This window comes from Enterococcus sp. AAFC-DPL-5146, from assembly GCF_058216635.1.
Map to the genome: position 1 here is coordinate 223,383 of NZ_CM177103.1, position 15,070 is coordinate 238,452.

Sequence of the window (15,070 nt, forward strand, 5' to 3'; positions counted from 1 at the left end):
AAAATAACTTTATTTAATAAAAATAGGTAAAGACGCACCACAGCTCTTTTGTTTGTTTGGAATTAGTGGTAAAATTATTGCTATCAGTCTAAAGATTATTCGGGGTGTCAATGTGAAAAAATTTAATCCAAATAAGAATATAATTATCACGCTAATCATAGTTATTATTGTTGTTACCATTATCAGCTTAACCGCAGCTAAAAGAGCAACTAGCGGTAAAGCAAATTTAGGTCAATCAGCGGTCAATGACAGTGTAGGATTTGTGGACAAAGTAATTTCTTTTCCAGCGAAGGCCATTGGCAACAGTATTTCATCAATTGGTACACTTTTTAAAACGTATGATGAAAATGAACGCTTAAAAGAAAGAATTGATGGTTACGGCGAACTATCCATTCAAAATGATAATTTGAAAAAAGAAAATGAAGCCTTGAAAAAAGAATTAACACTAAACCAGACATTAGGAAATTATGAAAAAGTGACCGCAACTGTTATCACTCGTTCTCCGGATATGTGGCAAGAGTTACTAGTGGTTGATCGTGGATCAAATGATGGCATTGAGCCTAATATGGCAGTCTTGGCTCAAAAAGGGTTGATTGGACGTGTGATAGAAGTGAGCGCCACATCATCAAAAGTGGAATTATTGACTTCTAAAAATCAAAATTCGAATCATTTTCCTGTACAGATCAATTCAGAAAAAGGCGATTCTTATGGCTTGCTAAAAAGTTATGATGATAAAGAAAATACATTAATCGTCAGCCAGCTAGTAGGAGATATGGATATCAAAGAAGGCGATATTGTTCAAACTTCAGGCTTAGGTCAAAATTCACCAGCAAATCTGCCGGTGGGTGTGGTTCAAAAAGTAAAACCAGACAGCTATGGATTAGATCGAGAAGTTTATGTGAAACCTTATGCCGAAATGTATAACATTCCCGTTGTGACAATTATCAAGCGATTAGCTGGAGCGGGGGAGTAAGATGCATATAATACGAAAAGAAAATGTTAAATACTATGCGCCGGTAGTTTTCTTTTTATTGATGCTAGTCGATGGTCAAATGACTCAAGCGGCAAGAGATTTAACAGATAATGTCTATTTTGCGAATGCCCATTTTATGTTGTTGGCATTCTTGATGGCTGTACCAAACTTATCCAAACGCTATTTGTTGATTACGGCTTTAGTTTTGGGGTTTGTTTACGATACTTATTATATTGGAATTATTGGAATTTACACTGTTGCTTTAGCAGCAACGGTTATGATGATGTATCGATTCCAACGAGTAGTTCATACTAATCTGTTGACTGCATTTTTTGGAATGATTATTTTTGTGACTACTTATGAATTGATTGCAGTGAGTTTGCAAATTATTTTTCATCTATCAAATGTGGCGCCCTTATTATTTATCACGAAGGTTTTAGGGCCAACATTGCTCTTTAATATGCTTATATTCGTTATTTTTTCTTATCCATTAAAAAGATTATTCGCTAATGAATAGTCTTTTTTTACAGTTTAAACGTATATGAGAAGTATATAATTGTGTTTTTTTAACAACCAATAATTAAAAACGACCTGTTATTTTATTTGGTTTCATGAAACAATTTTGTAATGTCCTGTTTATCTGTATGTCATACTGCTGTGGTACAATTATCACGTTGTCGAATTACATAAGACCGAAACAATACTCAAATTATAAATGATTTAAAGTGAATCTCGGAGGAATATAAATTGAAAAAAAGTATATTATCAGCATTGATGGTTTGTTCAGTTACACTTACTACAATAGCTGCGCCCGCTGCTGCAATTGCAGATGACTATGATACAAAAATCCAGCAGCAAGACGAAATCATCAATGGACTAAAAACAAAAGAATCAGAAGCAGAATCGAAATTAGCAATGATTGAGTCAGATATGTTGACTACAGCAGCAAAAATCGATGAATTAACAGATAAGAAAAAAACACTTAAAGATGAAATCACAAAACTATATGGTGAGATTTCTGATTTGAATGTTCGTATTCAAAAAAGAGAAGTGCAAATGCGTAATCAAGCACGTGATGTTCAAGTTAGCGGAACAAGCACTAGTTATTTAGACGTGATTCTTAACTCTGAATCAATTTCAGACGCAATCAGTCGAGTTCAAGGAATTACAACGCTAGTTAATGCGAATAATGATTTATTAGAACAACAGACATCTGATAAAAAAGACGTAGAAAAAAAGACTAAAGAAGTAGAAACACAAGTTTCTGTCCTAGAAACGTCTGCAAAAGAATTAAATGCTAAACAAGCTTCTTTAGACACGCTGAAACTACAACAAGAAATAGCAAGAAATGATTTAGAAGCACAACGTGCAACAGAAGAAAACAAAAAATCTGAGTTTGTTGGTCAAAAAGCAGCAGCTCAAAAGAAATTAGAAGAAGAACAAGCAAAACAAGCTAAGGATCAAGAAGCACAACGCAAAGCAGAAGCAGATGCGGCTGTAAAATTAGCGGAAGCACAAGCAGCAAATCCAGGTCTTGCTAAAACTAATGTTGTAGAAGAAAATGGAACAACAAATCAAGCACCTTCTGCACCGATTTCTGAAACGCCTTCAGGGAAACCAGGCAATGGTGGCGGTAGCAGTATCGGTACTGGTGGCGTGTCCGAAGCTAAGAAAAGAGCGGCGCAAATCGCTTTGAATGCTGTTGGACAAACTAACCCAACTGGTTGGGGTCAAAGTGGCGAATGTATCGTAGCTGTACAAAATTGGCTGAATGCAGCAGGAGTTAGATTCTCACCAGGTGGTCCTCATAGTGGATACACTCAATCAGGTGCGGTTCAAGTATCTTGGTCTGATGTTCAAGTCGGTGATGTAGTTCAATATGAAAATGCACTTAGCCCAGATGCATGGTTAGATGGTGTTCACACAGTCTTAGTCGTGGGTGTTAACGGTAGTTCAGTTCAAATCGTTGAATCAAATAATCCAGCAGGTTCTGGTTATGTTTCAACAACAACTGGTTGGACACCAAGTCCATATGCAGCGAACTTTAGAGCTGTTGTATGGCGTTTTCCCGGATAATTAAACTAAAAAATTCAATACCCTGCAGCAAAAATTCAGTGATTTTTGTTGCAGGGTATTATCTTTATTAAGTTATTAAAACAGTATCAAAAAAGAGCAAGTTTAAACTGTCATTTTTACCTATCGAAAATGAAACACTCCTGTAACATTATCTTTATATGTATGACATGTGATTATGATACAATGATTTCGTTGTTAATAAAAGAATGAAAATTACTCAAACGATGAACGAATTAATTATAAGTAAAAAGTCGGAGGAATGAATTTTGAAAAAAAGTATATTACCATTACTAATGATTTGCTCATTAACCCTAACATCTGTAGCATTACCGTTAGTTTCATTAGCAGATGAAGTGGACTCAAAAATTCAACAAAAAGATCAAGCAATTTCTGGACTAAAATCAAAAGAAGCAGATGCTCAAAGCCAAGTGGCTGCGGTGCAAAATCAAGTAGCTTCTATTAACGAAAAAGCAGAAACTTTAATTGCCGAACAAGGCAAATTAAGAGAAACTTCTTCTAACTTAGAAAAAGAAATCACTCAATTAACAAAACGTATCGAAAAACGTGAAGTTGCTATTCAAAATCAAGCACGTGACGTACAAGTTAACGGTAACAGCACTAGCTACATGGACGCATTATTAAACGCAAAATCAGTTTCTGATGCAATCACTCGTGTAACTGCAATGACTACCATTGTTAATGCAAACAACAATTTAGTAAAACAACAACAAGAAGATAAAAAATCAGTAGAATCTAAAAAAACTGAAAATGAAGAAAAAGTTCAAGCACTTCAAGAGAGTCAAGTAGAACTTGAAGCTCAAAAAGGCGATCTTGTGAAAGCAGAAGCTGATTTGAATGTATTACAAACAACTCTAGCTGCTGAAAGAGCAACAGCTGAAGATCAAAAAGCTGGCTTAGTACAAGAAAAAGAAGCAGCAATCGCAGAACAAGCGCGTATTGCAGAACAAGCAAAAGTAGTTGCTGCAAATGCTAAAAAAGCAACAGAAGAAGCTGCAGCTGCTAAAACTACAGCATCATCTACTGAACAAACAACAACTGGTTCAACAGAAGAAGGTACTGGAACTTCTGAACCTGGTCAAGTAACACCACCTTCTACTGGTGGCGAAGTAACCCCTCCAAATAATGGCGGTGGTCAAGTGACACCTCCACAAGGTGGCGGCGGTGGTCAAGTAACACCTCCACCAGCAACTGGCGGTTCAGCAATTTCTATTGCTGCAGCACAAGTTGGTAAACCATATGTTTGGGGATCTAAAGGACCTAACAGTTTTGACTGTTCTGGTTTAGTCTTCTACGCATTCATGAATTCAACTGGCCGTAATGTCGGTGGTTACACAGTAGCTCAAGAAAGTGCTGGCGTACGTATTTCCGTAGCAGAAGCACAACCAGGAGATTTATATTTCTGGGGTAGCCCAGGCGCTTCTTACCACGTAGCAATTGCTACAGGTGGCGGTGGTTATATCCACGCTGGTAACGAAAGTACAGGCGTTGAGTACAGCAATGTTGGTTCATTCACACCAAGCTTTGCCGTACGTATGTAATCTCATTAAATTGACTAATATAAGAATCAGACAACTGTCTGGTTCTTTTTTTTGTAAACAAAAAGAGAAGTTTCAACATTTTAAGTTGAAACTTCTCTTATTTTATTTGATATATTCTTCTGTTAATTCCATAAATTCATTCACATCTTTAATAACTTGATCGATTCCAGCCTGCCAAAAATCTGGTTTTGTTAAATCTACACCTAGATGTTTTTTAGCTAAATCTTCTGAAGTCATTGATGCAGTATCTCGTAGCAAAGCAATGTATTGGTCTTCAAAGTCGCTGCCTTGTTTATTTGCATAAGCATAAATACCCATGCTGAACAAATAGCCGAATGTATAAGGGAAATTATAAAATGGCACATCATCAATAAAGAAATGTAATTTACTGGCCCAAAAATGAGGATGGTATGATCCTAAACTATTTTGGTAACTTTCTTTTTGTGCATCAAGCATTAATTCTGTAATTTCATCTTCACTAAGTAATCCTTTTTGACGTGCTTCATAAAAACTATTTTCAAAAATGAAACGAGAGTGGATATTCATAAACATCGCAATCGCATTTTGCATCTTAGTGTCTAATAAATTGATTTTTTCTTCCGGTGTTTCAGCTTTTTTTAATGTAGCATCAGCGACGATCAATTCTGCAAACGTACTAGCCGTTTCTGCGACGTTCATGGCATATTCTCGATCAAGTGTTGGCAGATCCCACATCACGCTGCTGTGGAAAGCGTGGCCTAATTCGTGAGCAAGGGTTGCGACTTCATTAATTGAGTTTCCAAAAGTCATGAATATTCTAGATTCCTTGGTTTCAGGAAGTTCAGTACAATATCCACCTGGGCGTTTATCAGGACGATCTTCGGCTTCAATCCAGCTCTTTTCGAAAGCTTCCTTGGCAAATGTTGCCATTTTAGGGCTGAATTTTTCAAAGTTTTCTAAAATAAAATCAGCAGCTTCATTGAAAGGATACGTTTTTTCTTTCAAATCACCTAAGATAATCGGTGCATCTTGGTCTTGCCAGTCCATTTTTTCTTTTCCGAATAATTGTGCCTTACGTGTTAAAAAGTCAATAAAAGGCTGTTTATTTTTTTGAATCGTTGACCACATAACATCGAGTGTTTCTTTTTGCATACGATTATAATTTAATGGTTGTTCCAAGAAATCAGTGACACCATGCAACTTATATTGGCTCAAACGAAAGCCATCTAAATGATTCAAAGTATCCGCTAATAATGGAGCTTTATCACTCCAAGCTTTTTCCCATTCCGCAAATAACTCAGCTCGGACTTTCGGATTAGGATCACTCATCATACGGTTAAATGCTTGACCAGCAGAAAGGAAAGTTGTTGTTTGGTCATTTTCTTTAAATGGAATAGAGATGCTGGCAACGATAGTATCATAATGACTACTCCAAGCATTAAGTCCATCTAAAGCAAGTGTATTAATGATATTTTCTTCCTGTTCAGAAAGTAATTGTTTCCCATCGCGACGAATTTCATTAAGACGAAAGGCGATTGATTCAAAGGCTGGTAGAGCTGTTAGAGTTTGCCAGTGTTCAGTAGAAATTTCTGTCAGTTTTTTACTAAAAATTGTTTCGGCTAACTGGATTGCTGGTAATAAAGCAAAAAGATCACCAGATAAAATTTTAGCTTTTTTATCTTTTGTATCAGCAGATGATAGAGCATTGATAAAACTGTTACATTGTGAAAAGCCATCAGCAACTGTTCCTTGTAAACTCAAAATTTCTTTTAATTCTTTATAATCAATATCTTCTTCTGGCTGCCATTGGTTGATTAATTGATAGTAGCTGTTACTTTGTTCTTTTAGTTTCTTCATTCTTTGTTCAAGTTGTACTGAATGGCTGCCACCAGGAAAAATGCTGTCTAAATCCCAAATGAGTGAATAAGTCATGTCCGATTCCTACCTTCTTAGAGTATTTCTTCTAGTATATCATAATAAAAAAGATTGAGTGATTGTTTATTTTATCAGAAAAGGCTACTATAGTAAGAGAAACGAGGTGGCGAATTGAAAAAACAATTGAAAAATAGTAACTTTTATATAGTTGCAGCATTTTTGATTATGGCTGTATTATTTTACAGTTCTTCTCAAACGTATCAACAACAATCTCAAGTTGGTTTACTAGGAAAATTATTAAGTGGGCATCCATTTGAAGAACAACTGAAAGGAATTTCATTTAGCTATGCTGGAAGCGAAGTTAGTATCCAAGCAAAAGGCTACATAAAATTCGTCGAGTTCTTTATTCGTAAAGGCGCTCATTTTGGTACGTACTTTTTATTAGGTGGCAGCTGGTTTATAGGATTGAATATGAAAGTGAAACAACCACTTCTAATCGGTGTTGTTGCTTGGCTGGCTGCAACAGGTTATGCAGGATTGGATGAATATCATCAGATGTTGACGGGCGGTCGAACGCCGTTGTTCCAGGATGTAATGCTTGATTCTATAGGAGCATTGACTGCTGTTGTTTTTTGTTTGGTTGTCATTGGGATTAAAAAAGTAAGGAAAAAATAAATCATTTTCCTACACCGTCTAATTTTTATAAATCTGATCCATTTATATGGAAATAATGAGTCATTCTGATAGATAGAATGGCTTATTATTTATTTTTTTAAATTAATTGAAAAAATCGGTCTTAAGCTGGATGCAAATAAAGTGAAAAAAATCTATTATAAATAAGATGAATGAAACAAAAAAATGAAGTAGTGAGGGATCTCTGATGAAGCATTTCTGCAAATCAGTGTTAGCGATAATTGCTCTTTTTGCAATTGCTTTAGTTGGGCTTAGGATATATACATATAACAATACATCAACTACTGCTGCCATAATTGACCGTTTAAATCCGCTAGTTAAAACTGAAATTCTTTATGTTAAGACAACTAAAAGATATGAGTATAAATTTCCAGATGCAGTCAGTAAAATAGAGAATTTTACTTATGTTCAAACCTGCTATAATCGTAATGGTGATAAACGGAAGTTAGAATATATTTCGTTTGGAAAACAGCTAAAATCAGATAAATTTCTTCAACTAACAGTAAAGGGACAAGGGGTTTTAAACTGGAAAGAAATCAATCAACTAGACGTACCAAAAAGGATCATCCCACTATTGTAATTAAAAAAATTATAAATAAAATAGCTAAAATAAAAAAATCCTTCTATAATGATAAGGGGGAGTGATGGAAATAGAGAAGGTAGTTATTAATAAAAATAAAACAAGAGATACCTCAACAATCGCTAGTTTAGGGATGTTTGCTTATCGTATTTTTGCTGATACGCAATGCATTAATATCCAGTTGTTGACTGAACAACAAGAAGAATGTACCCTTCCTTTTAAAGAAGGAGAGGTATTTACATTAAGGAATACAGTACTTAGATTGTCGATTGTTGATTAAAAAACAGGGAACGCTACTTATTTTAGAATAGGTTGTATTCCCTGTTTTTTAGTTCGTTTAATAATAAATCATAATTTTATATGCTACGTTAGTGTAGGAAATGGCTGGAATGATAGTAAAGGTTGCAAGTATTAGGAACCATAGTAAAATAGAAGGTAAATGAACGTTTGAAAAGCGTATAATATAAGGAGGATTTCCAATGGCAGGACATAGTAAATGGAAGAACATTCAAGGACGGAAAAATGCACAAGATGCAAAACGAGGAAAGATTTTCCAAAAATTATCTAGAGAAATCTACGTAGCAGCAAAAGCAGGCGGGACTGATCCAGCAACGAATGCGGCGTTAAGATTGGTGATGGATAAAGCAAAAGCAGCGAATATGCCAAATGACAATATTGATCGTGCCCTTAAAAAAGCTGGTAGTGCTGGTGAGAACGAACACTATGATGAAATTACTTATGAAGGATATGGACCAGCAGGTGTTGCGATTTTAGTTTACGCATTGACTGATAATCGTAATCGTACAGCGACTAATGTACGAGTGGCTTTTACTAGAAATGGTGGTTCTTTAGGTGAGACAGGTTCTGTGAGTTACATGTTTGATCGTAAAGGTTATATTGCAATTGAGCGTGCAGGACTTTCTGTTGATGAAGATACGATGTTTGAAAATATTTTGGAAGCAGGAGCAGAAGATCTGGAAACATCCGAAGAAGTATTTGAAGTTTATACAGCGCCAGAAGATTTCACAACGGTCAGAGATGCATTGGAAAAAGACGGTTATACTTTAGCTCAAGCTGAACTGACAATGATCCCTCAAACTTTAGTAGAATTGGCAGATGATCAACAAGAGCAGTTACAAATTTTGATTGATAAACTAGAAGAAGATGATGATGTGTCGGAAGTCTTTACTTCTGCGGATATATGATTTTCTTGTTAGAGATTAAATGCTGACAAAAAGGTGTCATCATTTGTATGTTAATTTATAGGCATCAAATGAATGGAGATTATGCAAATGAAAGAAATGACAGATGTAAGTGTAGCTACTGTTTTTAAACATTATCCTGAAGGCTATCGCCAACCTTTACTGGAAATTAGGGAATTAATTTTTGATACTGCTGCGGGCTTGCCAGTTGTTGGTGAGTTGGAAGAAAGTTTAAAGTGGAATCAGCCTTCTTATGCAACTAAGGTGACAAAATCAGGTAGCCCCATACGTATTGATCGTTTTAGCACTGAAAAAATCGCAGTTTTCTTTCATTGCCAAACAACATTAGTAGAAGAATTTAGAGCTTTGTTTGGTGATATTTTTGAGTTTTCTAAGAATCGAGCAATCGTGCTTGATCCTGAACAAGAATTACCAATCAAAGAGTTAACGTTTTGTATTGAAAGAGCATTGACGTATCATCAAAAAAATTAAAACCAACGCGCTAATAGTTTCTTTAACGAATTTACGTTAGGATATATTAGTTAGTCTGGATAGTAGTCATAAGTTAGAATAAAGAGGAGAAGGGCACGGTAAAAGTATCTATCCCTTAGAAGCTGATATGATCGAAGTGTAGTCTACTTTTTTCTCACCATTTATTCCAGATTTAGGGAGCGAAACAAAACTGATTTGTCGTTTTGTTTCGCTCTATTTTTTTTGCTTAATGTTAAAACAAAAAATATGAATGTTACAACGTTGTGATTATAGAAAGTGGTTTGTTTTAAAAAAATATCATAAGAATCCTGGATCTATCTTTGTTTTTTTACATAAATACTGTCTTATTAAGCTTTAAAAGGTTTTTCTATTATGTTTATCGATAAAAATAGTTAGAAATTGCTTGACAAAGAAAGCGGTTTACATTATATTCGGTATGTGGTTACTACCAGTTGGAGAGGAGGATAAAAATGATTAGCTGTATTTTAACAGGTCATGGCAGCTTCGCTTTAGGAATGATGGGTGGATTGGAGATGATAGCAGGACCGCAGGAGTTATTTGAAGTGATACCATTTGAAGATGGTACTAGTCTAGAATTATTCGAAATGCAGATGAAACAAGCCGTGGAAAAATTAGGAAGTGAAAGTGACGGTGTTTTGATTCTTTCTGATCTTCTTGGCGGTACACCCTTCAAAACAGCTATGTTGGCATCAAATGGGAATGATAAGGCCACCGTGCTTACAGGTATAAACTTACCTATTCTGATTGAATTTAGTACTATGCGCATTGCAAGTGAAAATCTTCAGCAGCTAACAAAGCAAATGATGGATGTAGGCAAAAGGGGAATTATACAAGGTCAATTAATTATTCCCGCAACTAATCAGTCAAACAAAGAGGAAGAAGGGATTTGAAGATGTTTACGAAAATCATTGTTTATGCTGGAATTATGTTCGTTTTACTGGTTGTGATGGTGTTGTTTTACGTTTTCTTCAATTTAAAGAGAGTACACAAACAAAAAGAGCATTTTGCACAGTTACATCAGAATTTAGTTGTTGGCAAAAAAGTGATTTTTTTAAATGGGATTCGTGGAGATTTAACTCGTGTGGGAGATGAAACAGTAGATATTCGTGTGAAATCTGGAGAAATAATGGAAGTTTCACGTTATGCCATTTCCGAAATTATCTAACAAGCAAAAACGAAAGGAGCAACACATTATGCCAAACATTTTATTAACTCGTATAGATAATCGCCTCATTCATGGTCAAGTTGCAACTCAGTGGAATGGTTCCTTAGGATCGAATTTGATTTTAGTTGCCAATGACAAAGTAGCAAAGGATAAAGTAAGGCAAGGATTAATGGACATGGCGGCACCAGCAGGAGTTGCTACGCGTTATTTTTCGTTGGAAAAAACGATTGATATTATTGACAAAGCTTCACCTAATCAAAAAATTTTTATCATTGTAGAAAATCCAGAAGATGCTTTGATTTTGGTAGAAGGCGGAGTGCCGATCCAAAAGGTCAATATCGGCAATATGCATATGGCGGAAGGAAAGCGACAAGTGGCAACTACTGTTGCAGTGAATGCTGAAGATGTCTCGGCATTTAAAAAATTACAAGAGTTAGGCGTGGAGCTAGAGATCAGACGGGTTCCGACAACATCGATTGAAGACAGCAATAAATTATTTAGTTGATATAACAGGAGGGGACAAACAATGGATTATAGTTTCTTGCAGATAGTGTTAGTCTTTATTATTACGTTTATCGCAGCAATTGACCAATTCAGTTTTTTGGAATCGCTTTATCAGCCTATTGTTACAGGGATGGTTATTGGATTAGTTTTAGGAGATCTAAAAACGGGCCTGATCGTAGGCGGTACCTATCAGTTGATGACAATCGGCAATATGCCTGTCGGTGGAGCACAGCCACCTAATGCAGTTATTGGCGGAATCATGGCAGCCGTCTTAGCGATAACACTTAAATTAGAACCTACCGTTGCTGTAGCTACAGCAATCCCATTTTCTTTGTTGGGGCAATATGGCGTAACGTTAATTTTCTCTCTGATGTCACCAGTTATGTCTATAGCAGATAACTATGCGCATGAGGGGAATACAAAAGGGATTGATCGAATCAACTACCTAGCGATGGCAGCTGTTGGAACGATCTTCGGAATTATTGTTGTTTTATTCTTTATCGGCGGACAAGCCTTTGGACAAACGGTTGTTGATAGTATTCCAGCTTGGTTGATGGGTGGCTTAAGTGCTGCTGGTGGAATGATGCGTTACGTTGGTTTCGCTATTTTACTAAAAGTGATGGTTTCAAAAGAAATGTGGGGATTTTACTTCTTTGGTTTTGCAATGGCAGTAATTGTAATGGCCGCCCCTGCATTAAGCGGACCTGCTTTGATTATCTTGGCGTTTATTGGTTTTGCCTTAGCTTTCTGGGATTATCAAGTTCAAATAAAATTCAAACAACCTGCGACTGCTAATTTTGGAGGTGAAGAAGATGGCATATAACATTCCAGATACTTATAAAAATACGACGCCAGCTGCTAGCTTAGATAAAAAGACCTTGAATAAAATGGTATGGCGCTCACTCTTTTTGCAGGCTTCTTTTAACTATGAACGAATGCAGGCAGGTGGTTGGCTTTATGCGATTTTACCTGGCTTAAAAAAAATTCATGGTAAGGATAAAGAAGATCTTGCGGCGTCAATGAGTCATAACTTGGAGTTCTTTAATACCCATCCTTTTCTAGTAACCTTTGTTATGGGGATTGTCTTATCTCTGGAACAAAATAAAGCGGATATTCCAACGATTCGTGCCGTTCGTGTGGCAGCAATGGGACCGCTTGGCGGGATTGGTGATGCGTTATTCTGGTTTACATTAGTTCCGATTACTGCCGGAATTACGGCGAATATGGCGATTGATGGAAATATTGCTGCACCATTTATTTTTCTGTTGGTGTTTAATGTGGCTCAATTTGCTTTACGTTTCTTTCTAATGAGTTGGTCGTACAAACTGGGAACAGATGCAATCGGAGTTTTAACGGAAAATGCAAAAGAATTTACTCGTGCTGCAAGTATTCTCGGAATTTTTGTTGTAGGGGCATTAACTTGTGTATATGGTGCTACTAAAATAAATGTTCAAATTCCCAATGGTACAACCAATGAAGTAACTCAAGTGACGACAATCGTTCCAACAAATGAACAACATAAATATGATGAATTTGTCTATAAAAAAGAAGATAATGGCAGCTTAACAAAAGAACTTCAAGAAAATGCTGCTGTAAAAAAACTGGCTACTGGAGAATATCAAATTACCTTTAACCAAAATGAAAGCAAACCTGTTACCATTGATATTCAAAAAATCTTGGATGGCATTTTACCCCAAGTAATCCCGTTAGCTCTAACCTTGATTCTTTACTTTTTCCTATCCAAACGGGGCTGGACGCCTTTGAAATGTATTGGCTTAGTTCTCGTAATTGGTCTGTTAGGATCAGGTTTTGGTTTGTGGCCAACCATTTGGCCGTAGTTCATTTAGGCACTTGTAAATACAAAACTCCTCTATAAGGAAAAAGATACCAGACAGGATAATCAGTTGATTTTGCTATTAGAATAAGATAAGCTTGTCCTGTGGTAGATACCAGAAAAGGGGAGTCAAAAATGAATAAAAAAAATAAACAACCGTTATACGATCAGTTGGTGGAATTATTAAAAGAACAAATTGAAAATGAATTGGAGCCTCATGCAAAACTTCCTTCTGAACGTGAATTGTCCGATAAATATGGATTAAGTAGAACAACTGTCCGTTTAGCTTTACAGGAATTAGAAAAAATGGGCTACATTTACAGACAACATGGAAGAGGCACAATGGTTTCAAACATTAATCAGCAAGCAACTAACCTTGCGAGTGGCTATAGCTTTACTGAACAGATGAAAGCGTTAAAGAAGAAACCTGAAACGAAAATTCTCTCTTTTGATGTGATTGAAGCAAATAAATTTTTTGCAGAACATCTGGGACTGAATCTTGGCGAAAAGATCGTTAAAATGAAACGTCTCCGCTTAGCAGATGGTATGCCTATGATGGTTGAGCGTACGTATCTGCCATATCGAAAATTTTTACTCTTAAAAAAAGAACAGTTGGAACAAAAACCACTGTATAACCTATTTAAAGAAGACTTTGATGAAACAATCAAATTAGCAGATGAAGAATTTTATGCTAGTATAGCTAGCGATGAAGATGCTGAACTATTGCAAGTTCATTCAGGTGCGCCTAGTCTGAATCTAGTTCGAACAACCTACAATATAAAAAACGATATCATCGAATTTACATTGAGCGTTGCCCGTTCTGATCAGTTCCGTTATAAAATACGTCACACTCGTTAAAAAGTTTTTTTGCTGGTAGCTGATTATTCATTCTAATTATGAGGAGGAGTTTCCCATGTTTGAACAGAATCAAGCAGCTCTCAGCGCATTAGGAGCGCAAATCACTACAAGTGAAATAAAACAGCAACCTAAATTATGGCAGGAAGCACTGAAAAATTATAAAGAACAAAAACCTGTGATTACTGAGTTTCTTGAAAAAGTAAAAAAAGAATCAGATAAAAAAATCCGCATCATTTTCACAGGTGCAGGAACATCCCAATATGTCGGAGATACAATCGTCCCGTATTTAAATAAAAAAGGTGACAATCAACATTTTACCTTTGAAAGTATTGCTACAACAGATATTGTTGGAGCCCCATTAGAGTATTTACGAAAAGATGAAGTTACTGTATTAGTGTCATTTGCTCGAAGTGGTAATTCTCCAGAAAGTTTAGCTGCAGTCGATTTAGTAAATCAACTTGTGGAAACGGTTTATCATATTACTATTACCTGTGCACCAGATGGACAATTGGCGCAAGCTGCAAAAAATGAAGGACGTAATTTGTTATTACTAATGCCGGAAGGTTCCAACGATCAAGGATTTGCTATGACCGGCAGCTTTAGTTGTATGACATTAACTGGATTATTGGTTTTTGATGTAACCGAGATTGAAGTGAAAGAAACCTATATCAGTGCATTAGTGAATATGGGAGAAGAGGTTATCCAGCGGGAAAATGAAATCTTAGAGTTGATTGGCAATCAGTATCAGCGAATTGTTTATCTAGGTTCTGGTAGTTTATCAGGACTGACTAGAGAAGCGCAATTAAAAGTGCTGGAACTGACAGCAGGTAAAATTGCGACGGTGTTTGATTCTTCTTTAGGATTTAGACATGGACCAAAATCATTTGTAGATGAAAAAACAATCGTCTTTGTTTTTGTCAGCAATGATCCTTACACAAGAAAATACGATAATGATATCCTTACAGAACTTGCTAGGGATGAAATCGCTGAAGCTGTAATAAGTATCAATCAAGCTGGTTCAAAGGATAACGATCAAGGAAACCATTTTACTTTTAACGAAAAAAAAATTTTGTTACCGGATGCTTATTTAGCATTGCCGTATGTTATGTTTGCTCAAACAGTGGCTTTAAATAGTTCTATACAAGTCAAAAATACCCCAGATACACCTTCAGCTACAGGCAGCGTTAATCGTGTAGTAAAAGGGGTCACGATTCATCGACTAACCACTTAAATAATTGAAGTATAAAACATAAGGGAGC

The 15,070-nt window shown here is 36.1% G+C and carries 17 protein-coding genes; 16 read left to right on the forward strand and 1 reads right to left on the reverse strand.

All coding sequences use genetic code 11. From position 1 onward, the window contains the following. Nucleotides 1–112 precede the first annotated feature (112 nt). The 4 genes from mreC (at nucleotide 113) to AC4BB2_RS00950 (ending at nucleotide 4,608) form a co-directional block, all read left to right on the forward strand. Nucleotides 113–973 (forward strand): rod shape-determining protein MreC, encoded by an 861-nt coding sequence (gene mreC / locus AC4BB2_RS00935; protein ID WP_490473601.1) that lies wholly within the window; start codon nucleotides 113–115, stop codon nucleotides 971–973. Nucleotides 974–980: 7 nt separating this feature from the next. Then, nucleotides 981–1,490: a rod shape-determining protein MreD gene (gene mreD / locus AC4BB2_RS00940; protein WP_490474652.1), complete on the forward strand. Its 510-nt coding sequence runs from the start codon at nucleotides 981–983 to the stop codon at nucleotides 1,488–1,490. Between the two features lie 230 nt (nucleotides 1,491–1,720). Then, on the forward strand, nucleotides 1,721–3,049 hold the full coding sequence (locus tag AC4BB2_RS00945; protein ID WP_490473602.1) for a PcsB-like coiled-coil domain-containing protein: 1,329 nt from the start codon (nucleotides 1,721–1,723) through the stop codon (nucleotides 3,047–3,049). A 266-nt stretch (nucleotides 3,050–3,315) separates the two neighbouring features. Next, the gene (locus tag AC4BB2_RS00950) at nucleotides 3,316–4,608 is read left to right on the forward strand and encodes a C40 family peptidase (RefSeq protein ID WP_490473603.1); all 1,293 of its coding nucleotides are present in this window, start codon (nucleotides 3,316–3,318) and stop codon (nucleotides 4,606–4,608) included. Nucleotides 4,609–4,710: 102 nt separating this feature from the next. Here AC4BB2_RS00950 and AC4BB2_RS00955 read toward each other — a convergent pair whose 3' ends face one another. Next, nucleotides 4,711–6,519 carry a M3 family oligoendopeptidase gene (locus tag AC4BB2_RS00955; RefSeq protein WP_490473604.1) on the reverse strand — a complete coding sequence of 603 codons (1,809 nt, stop codon included), beginning with the start codon at nucleotides 6,517–6,519 and terminating at the stop codon, nucleotides 4,711–4,713. Nucleotides 6,520–6,633: 114 nt separating this feature from the next. Between AC4BB2_RS00955 and AC4BB2_RS00960 the strand changes: the two genes are divergently transcribed. From AC4BB2_RS00960 to AC4BB2_RS01015, 12 genes are all read left to right on the forward strand, one after another. Continuing rightward, nucleotides 6,634–7,137: a VanZ family protein gene (locus AC4BB2_RS00960; RefSeq protein WP_490473605.1), complete on the forward strand. Its 504-nt coding sequence runs from the start codon at nucleotides 6,634–6,636 to the stop codon at nucleotides 7,135–7,137. 205 nt (nucleotides 7,138–7,342) lie between these two features. Beyond that, nucleotides 7,343–7,735 carry a YxeA family protein gene (locus AC4BB2_RS00965; RefSeq protein ID WP_490473606.1) on the forward strand — a complete coding sequence of 131 codons (393 nt, stop codon included), beginning with the start codon at nucleotides 7,343–7,345 and terminating at the stop codon, nucleotides 7,733–7,735. Between the two features lie 64 nt (nucleotides 7,736–7,799). Continuing rightward, nucleotides 7,800–8,015, forward strand: coding sequence for a hypothetical protein (locus AC4BB2_RS00970; RefSeq protein ID WP_490473607.1), 216 nt, complete (start codon nucleotides 7,800–7,802; stop codon nucleotides 8,013–8,015). A 199-nt stretch (nucleotides 8,016–8,214) separates the two neighbouring features. Beyond that, a complete protein-coding gene (locus tag AC4BB2_RS00975) occupies nucleotides 8,215–8,940 on the forward strand; it encodes a YebC/PmpR family DNA-binding transcriptional regulator (protein WP_490473608.1) in 726 nt (241 codons plus the stop codon). Between the two features lie 87 nt (nucleotides 8,941–9,027). After that, nucleotides 9,028–9,429, forward strand: coding sequence for a DUF1801 domain-containing protein (locus tag AC4BB2_RS00980; protein WP_490473609.1), 402 nt, complete (start codon nucleotides 9,028–9,030; stop codon nucleotides 9,427–9,429). Between the two features lie 470 nt (nucleotides 9,430–9,899). Beyond that, nucleotides 9,900–10,340: a PTS sugar transporter subunit IIA gene (locus AC4BB2_RS00985; RefSeq protein WP_490473610.1), complete on the forward strand. Its 441-nt coding sequence runs from the start codon at nucleotides 9,900–9,902 to the stop codon at nucleotides 10,338–10,340. A gap of 2 nt (nucleotides 10,341–10,342) precedes the next feature. Beyond that, a complete protein-coding gene (gene yajC, locus AC4BB2_RS00990; protein ID WP_490473611.1) occupies nucleotides 10,343–10,615 on the forward strand; it encodes a preprotein translocase subunit YajC in 273 nt (90 codons plus the stop codon). A 28-nt stretch (nucleotides 10,616–10,643) separates the two neighbouring features. After that, nucleotides 10,644–11,120, forward strand: a complete 477-nt coding sequence (gene agaV / locus AC4BB2_RS00995) for a PTS N-acetylgalactosamine transporter subunit IIB (RefSeq protein WP_490473612.1) — start codon at nucleotides 10,644–10,646, stop codon at nucleotides 11,118–11,120. A gap of 21 nt (nucleotides 11,121–11,141) precedes the next feature. Next, a complete protein-coding gene (locus AC4BB2_RS01000) occupies nucleotides 11,142–11,942 on the forward strand; it encodes a PTS mannose/fructose/sorbose/N-acetylgalactosamine transporter subunit IIC (protein ID WP_490473613.1) in 801 nt (266 codons plus the stop codon). Next, nucleotides 11,932–12,957, forward strand: a complete 1,026-nt coding sequence (locus AC4BB2_RS01005) for a PTS system mannose/fructose/sorbose family transporter subunit IID (RefSeq protein WP_490473614.1) — start codon at nucleotides 11,932–11,934, stop codon at nucleotides 12,955–12,957. The genes AC4BB2_RS01000 and AC4BB2_RS01005 overlap by 11 nt, the downstream gene beginning before the upstream one ends. A gap of 131 nt (nucleotides 12,958–13,088) precedes the next feature. Then, the gene (locus AC4BB2_RS01010; RefSeq protein WP_490473615.1) at nucleotides 13,089–13,811 is read left to right on the forward strand and encodes a GntR family transcriptional regulator; all 723 of its coding nucleotides are present in this window, start codon (nucleotides 13,089–13,091) and stop codon (nucleotides 13,809–13,811) included. A gap of 55 nt (nucleotides 13,812–13,866) precedes the next feature. Further along, entirely contained in the window at nucleotides 13,867–15,042 is a 1,176-nt protein-coding gene (locus AC4BB2_RS01015) for an SIS domain-containing protein (protein ID WP_490473616.1), read from the forward strand. Nucleotides 15,043–15,070: the final 28 nt, after the last annotated feature.

What these genes read in the sequence shown, in the direction of transcription:
- agaV (WP_490473612.1), top strand. Translation starts at nt 10,644, where the DNA reads ATGCCAAACATTTTATTAACTCGTATAGATAATCGCCTCATTCATGGT.
- AC4BB2_RS01000 (WP_490473613.1), top strand. Translation starts at nt 11,142, where the DNA reads ATGGATTATAGTTTCTTGCAGATAGTGTTAGTCTTTATTATTACGTTT.
- AC4BB2_RS00980 (WP_490473609.1), top strand. Translation starts at nt 9,028, where the DNA reads ATGAAAGAAATGACAGATGTAAGTGTAGCTACTGTTTTTAAACATTAT.
- AC4BB2_RS01015 (WP_490473616.1), top strand. Translation starts at nt 13,867, where the DNA reads ATGTTTGAACAGAATCAAGCAGCTCTCAGCGCATTAGGAGCGCAAATC.
- AC4BB2_RS01010 (WP_490473615.1), top strand. Translation starts at nt 13,089, where the DNA reads ATGAATAAAAAAAATAAACAACCGTTATACGATCAGTTGGTGGAATTA.
- AC4BB2_RS00975 (WP_490473608.1), top strand. Translation starts at nt 8,215, where the DNA reads ATGGCAGGACATAGTAAATGGAAGAACATTCAAGGACGGAAAAATGCA.
- AC4BB2_RS00985 (WP_490473610.1), top strand. Translation starts at nt 9,900, where the DNA reads ATGATTAGCTGTATTTTAACAGGTCATGGCAGCTTCGCTTTAGGAATG.
- AC4BB2_RS00955 (WP_490473604.1), bottom strand. Translation starts at nt 6,519, where the DNA reads ATGACTTATTCACTCATTTGGGATTTAGACAGCATTTTTCCTGGTGGC.
- AC4BB2_RS01005 (WP_490473614.1), top strand. Translation starts at nt 11,932, where the DNA reads ATGGCATATAACATTCCAGATACTTATAAAAATACGACGCCAGCTGCT.
- yajC (WP_490473611.1), top strand. Translation starts at nt 10,343, where the DNA reads ATGTTTACGAAAATCATTGTTTATGCTGGAATTATGTTCGTTTTACTG.
- AC4BB2_RS00970 (WP_490473607.1), top strand. Translation starts at nt 7,800, where the DNA reads ATGGAAATAGAGAAGGTAGTTATTAATAAAAATAAAACAAGAGATACC.
- AC4BB2_RS00965 (WP_490473606.1), top strand. Translation starts at nt 7,343, where the DNA reads ATGAAGCATTTCTGCAAATCAGTGTTAGCGATAATTGCTCTTTTTGCA.